A 4,627-nucleotide genomic window follows, 5' to 3' on the forward strand; every position below is an offset into this window, starting at 1 on the left:
GCATCATTGAGGATTTTAATCGAGCAGAGGCAAAAGCGGAAGCACTTATCCGCGATCTTATTTTACAAAAAGGATATGTGGAGTTCCTGGTCGGGCGCGGCGGGGATTTCGACCAGATCATATCTTCTGCCGTGAAGCGGCTCCAACGCCGCATAAGAGATGATAATAGTTCTTTAATCTGGGTATTGCCGTACTCTACTGCAGAACTGTATAATAATGTAAAGAGTTTCGGCAATTACTACGATGAAATCGAGATCTGCGATGCTGCGCAGAACAGCCATCCCAAGAGAGCCTATCAAATCCGCAACCGGCAGATGGTGGATCGAAGTGATCTGGTGGTTTTCTATGTGGAGCACAATTCAGGCGGAGCTTATCAGACAATGCAGTATGCACAAGGAAAAGGAAAACGAATCATTAATCTCGCAGAGCAGCCCTCCGAAGAATAAAAAGAGTACCATTGCCCTCGTGCGAGACAACGATACTCTTTCTCTGTCAGGTGGATATTAGAACAGGGACGCTTCCAGATACGCCTGATCCAGATCGTCCTGGGCGACGCCGAGGTAGCGCCGTGTCACATTGTAGTTGCTGTGGTTATAGATTTCCATAATGACTACGGGAGAGACCTCGCCGCTTGTCCACGCATGATACCCCCAGGTCTTTCGCAGACTGTGGCAGGCAATGCGCCCGGAAATCCCAACGGCCTCCGCCGCCCCATGGATGATCCGCCACGCCTGCATCCGGCTGATCGGCTTACCGTCCCGGTTGTTGCAAAAGATATAGCGCCCGCGCCGGTATGGATAGTATAGGCGCAGCGCATCAATGGCCTGCTGGTTCAGCGCGATGATCTTGCCTTTTCCCGTCTTATGCTCCGTCACATTGATATGAGAACGAAACTTCTCCCGCACCGGATCGTAGACCTCCGGCCACGTCAGGCGCAGCAAATCACTGATACGCAGCGCCGTATAGGTGCCAACAACCAGCATCGCATGGTTTCGGTATTGCTTGCGGCCCAGAAAATACTCCGCAAGCTGCCGTAATTGTTCCTTATTCCGAATTGGTTCTGTTGCTGCCATAATTTAAACAGCCCCCCTTGTCCGTAGATGTTGAAACACAACCGGAAAGAGAACGAAGGTTACATTCTCCGTCGGGGGTACCTGCTTAAGCTATATTTTACCATGAAGGATCGACTATCTTCAAGTCGATTCCACATGATTCTGGATATTCTTTCAATCACCCGCTCGGATTTTAATTGGAAAAGCAGGTAAACTGGATAGAGAAACCAGCTGGAATACAACAGAGGACGGAAAATGTAACATTCCAGGCAGCAGAATTCATGGGGGCTAAAATTTCTTCTAAAAAAATCTGAAAATCATTAAACCGGTTTTTGAAAGTGGGCGTCTATGAGGTGAAACACACCGGAAAGCAGAACGGAGGGTACATAACTGATGAAAAGATTACTGTCACTATTTATGCTTGCAGCCTTGATGCTGTCCCTGATTGCCTGCGGCGAAAAAAGTAGCGCAGGCCTTTCTGAACATGATACAGGGAATGATCTCACGCAATCCAACAGCGATCCAACGCCGGTAACCGAGCCAGAACTGACTTCTTTTGAAAAACTGTTTCGATATGGCCCCCTGCCTGCGGCGGATGAAAATGGTCTTTGGGGATTTATTGACAGCACAGGCGCCTATGTCATTTCTCCCGCATACCTCGAAGCGGAGCGGTTTGGGAAAGACGGTCTGGCGCTTGTGCAGGATCAAAACGGCTTGTATGGATATCTTGATCCATCCGGCCAATTTGCCATTGCACCGCAATTTGAAAGCGCTCACAGCTTCTCTAACGGCCTGGCCGTTGCGTCAGGCGATGGTGGGTACGGGTATATTGACACCAGCGGGAGTTTCGTCATCGCGCCGCAATTTTTTGAAGCGTATAATTTCGCAGAGGGACTTGCCGTGGTCCGCGTGGGTGACTATATATCCGGTTTATATGGCTACATAGACAGCTCCGGCGACTATGCAATAGAACCGCGCTATTTGGACGCGTTTTCCTTCTATGATGGCGTAGCGGCTGTGACTCCCGCAGACGGGACGCGCGATCAGTATTATCTGATTGACGCCAGCGGCGTGCGGGTAACGGACTTCGCCTTTTCTGTCTCAAGCCGTACCTATTCCGGAGACGGCGGAAGGGAATACATTCGGTTTTCTGAAGGTTGGTATCCCGCGCGGCTGGAAAATTCCATGCGCTGCTATATCAATCCAGAGGGGAAGCTGCTTCAGTCTTCTTCCGGAACCGTTTATGTAGCCAATGGATCATCGTTCTCCGAGGGATTGGCGCCGGCATTGAGTTCCGAAACGGGATTTTGGGGGTGCATAAATCTCCAGGGGGAATGGGTCATTGCACCGGAATACGGGGACATCGGGAGCTTTAGCAATGGCCTGGCCATTGCGTCCAGCACCATTATAGACGGCGGCAACTACTGTTACCGGATCATTGACGCACAGGGGAATGTAATCTCTGATTTTCCTTTCCCTGACTATTTCTATGACGAAAATGGTACACTGAAGAGCGAATTGTACGGAATTGAGCCTGTAAGTTTGAGCGTTCGAGAATTGCTGCCTGTGGCAGAATATCAAGGAGGCTATTCCAGGAAATTTGGATACATGGATCAGAACTGGAATGTGGTGATTGACTGCATCTACGATCAGGCGGGATCATTTTCGCTGGATATGAGCTACGCCAAAGTCCAACTCAACGGCCTCTGGGGGATGATCGATCGGGACGGAAATTGGCTGATTCCTGCAAACTTCAAAGAATTGGGGTAGTAAAGATATCGATGCGCTCCTGGCCGAAAAAGGTGTGCAGATCAATTCCACAGCCTTTACGGATACCATAGATAAAAACGTGCTAGCGGCGAATGCCCCGGGGATTATCAACGGCGTAGGCAACAACCGCTTTGATCCCAATGGCGTTCTAACCACCGAACAAGCCATTGTGATGGCGCAGCGGGCATTGGAAGCATTGGCTAATTCGTAATAAAGGAGAGTACTATGTTTAGAATAGGCAGAGATTTTAGGGGTCTCTTCGTCTATGAAGATGACAGACCCATTACCAACGCCGTAGGCGAGATCATCATTATTCCGATATTCATGTTGATTGCCCCACCAGTTCTTATTCTGTTGTTTTTTTGGTCTCTTGGCGTTCCTGGTGTGATCTCAGCCATTGCAATGTCGATTGTTGCATTTGTTGCATTTTGGTTTTCAAAGCGAAACACCGGATTAAAACAGAAAGTCATATGTGCCTGGTATAGTACGATCATATGCGTTTTGTATGTCGTCTCCATCATATATTCCATATATGCTCGGAATGAGTGGGGCTTTTTTACCTGGGTAGCTATGGGTTTATGCGGCTTAACGCTGATTTTTGTAACGATGTCCATAAACAATTTCGATTTGGTTTCGGGAATCGTATGGATATCCATTATACTTACTTGGTTGTTCAGCATGGCGATCATATATGGCATCAACCATGGGCAGATGGTACCGGGGTATATTTATATTACTGTGGCGGCACCCATAGGAGTGGAGTTTTTTGTCGCGCTGATCCAAACATTGCGGCTGGCGTTTTTCCCCTTAAAATAGCGGGAAAACCAGCATTGAAGGGGCTGTCTCAAAATGATTTGAAAAAAATAATTGAGGCAGCCTTTCTTTTTACGGCAAAACTGAACACAAACAGGCTGAAAGTCAAGACCACCGGCATCTACGCCGGTTCGGGTAGCGGAGTCCGCAGTTAAGGTCTGGTGTACCACGGACGGCATCTGATATCTGAAAGAGGACGGGACGCTGTGGAGCTATGAGGTTCAGGGGCGGCAGGAGCAGCAGGATCAGGTGCTCAGCCAGGTGTCTGATTTTCAGTCCTACTCGGGCCCCCATTTTGCCCTCCAGACCGACGGAAGCCTGTGGGCCTGGGGGGACAACCCCTATGGCAACATAGGAAATGGAACGACGGACTATATGGAACACCCCGTCAAAATCACAGATCATGTGGTAGCAGTGAGCCCATATTCAGCGGCTCTGGCTGTGAAGCAGGACGGCAGTCTGTGGGGCTGGGGTTCAGACTCCAACGGACAGCTGGGACAGGGCAGCACCACTTGGTCTGCGGTGCCCATCCACATCATGGACGGCGTAAAACTGCCAGAGGGAACGGAAGAGGCTCCCAGGTCCGACACACCCTCCTCCTGGGCTCAGGATGTGGTAAGTGCTGCCATCGCCGCAGGGATTGTGCCGGAAAACCTGCAGCAGAACTATACCGAAGCGGTTTCTCGTGGCGAAGTCGCCGAGATGTTTATTCGTCTGCTGGAAAAGAGCTCCGGTAAAGATATCAATGCGATCCTGGCCGAAAAAGGTGTGCAGATCAATCCCACAGCCTTCACGGATACCACAGATAAAAATGTGCTGGCAGCTAATGCCCTAGGGATTATCAACGGCGTAGGCAACAACCGCTTCGATCCAAACGGTACCTTCACCCGCGCTCAGATCGCGGCTATCCTCAACCGCACCGCAGAGGTGCTGGGCGTAGAGACAGATGGCTATACCCACACCTTTACGGATGTTTCCGGTCATTGGGTGAG

The 4,627-nt window shown here is 50.0% G+C and carries 6 protein-coding genes; 5 read left to right on the forward strand and 1 reads right to left on the reverse strand.

What is annotated here, in order from left to right; genetic code table 11:
- The coding region (locus AC1WIP_RS11810) for a hypothetical protein (protein WP_481142013.1) at positions 1-446 on the forward strand (446 nt) is incomplete at its 5' end.
- Between the two features lie 57 nt (positions 447-503).
- Here AC1WIP_RS11810 and AC1WIP_RS11815 read toward each other — a convergent pair.
- A complete protein-coding gene (locus AC1WIP_RS11815) occupies positions 504-1,073 on the reverse strand; it encodes a tyrosine-type recombinase/integrase (protein ID WP_481142014.1) in 570 nt (189 codons plus the stop codon).
- 372 nt (positions 1,074-1,445) lie between these two features.
- On the opposite strand from AC1WIP_RS11815, the gene AC1WIP_RS11820 reads away from it, so the two are divergent.
- The 4 genes from AC1WIP_RS11820 to AC1WIP_RS11835 form a co-directional block, all read left to right on the forward strand.
- Positions 1,446-2,822: a WG repeat-containing protein gene (locus tag AC1WIP_RS11820; RefSeq protein ID WP_481142015.1), complete on the forward strand. Its 1,377-nt coding sequence runs from the start codon at positions 1,446-1,448 to the stop codon at positions 2,820-2,822.
- A 34-nt stretch (positions 2,823-2,856) separates the two neighbouring features.
- On the forward strand, positions 2,857-3,033 hold the full coding sequence (locus AC1WIP_RS11825; protein ID WP_481142016.1) for a hypothetical protein: 177 nt from the start codon (positions 2,857-2,859) through the stop codon (positions 3,031-3,033).
- Between the two features lie 14 nt (positions 3,034-3,047).
- Positions 3,048-3,638, forward strand: coding sequence for a hypothetical protein (locus tag AC1WIP_RS11830; protein ID WP_481142017.1), 591 nt, complete (start codon positions 3,048-3,050; stop codon positions 3,636-3,638).
- A gap of 246 nt (positions 3,639-3,884) precedes the next feature.
- On the forward strand, positions 3,885-4,627 hold a 743-nt coding region (locus tag AC1WIP_RS11835), incomplete at its 3' end, for an S-layer homology domain-containing protein (protein ID WP_481142018.1).

The sequence above is a fragment of the Acetatifactor sp. genome (assembly GCF_982438285.1).